The sequence below is a fragment of the uncultured Vibrio sp. genome (assembly GCF_947488985.1).
GTDB lineage: Bacteria > Pseudomonadota > Gammaproteobacteria > Enterobacterales > Vibrionaceae > Vibrio.
Window position 1 is genome coordinate 1 of sequence record NZ_CANLBV010000325.1, and the last position, 386, is coordinate 386.

A 386-nucleotide genomic window follows, 5' to 3' on the forward strand; every position below is an offset into this window, starting at 1 on the left:
AATCCAAGAGAGTAAAAGCCTTTATCGAAAAGGGTTAGGCTGTTATCGGGAGTCGTTTCTATCAGTTGCTCGGCCAACTTCATTTCATTCATGGTATAGCAGTCAAAAGCGCTACCTGTGATTAAATGGCTACTTAGCTCCATCTGACACACCATACGCACTTGAGGGTACTGTGTTTCTTTACCATCATGATTGGTCGGCTTTGCAAAAGCTTCTGCGTTATCTTTTGAATCTTCTGTTCGCCACACAACCCCATCAACACCAAGCAATGTGAGCCCATTCCAGTTTGGTAAATTTGCATGCTTAAACCAATGCTGTTGCGTACATTGGAAAAGGGCTTTAGCCGCTGCTTCACCGAGATTTTTTCTACGCTGTGTTAATGCACT

General features: G+C 43.5%; 1 protein-coding gene. It reads right to left on the minus strand.

The annotated features are described in order from the left end of the window. The coding region (locus Q1A70_RS20535; protein ID WP_299697690.1) for a transposase at nucleotides 1-386 on the minus strand (386 nt) is incomplete at both ends.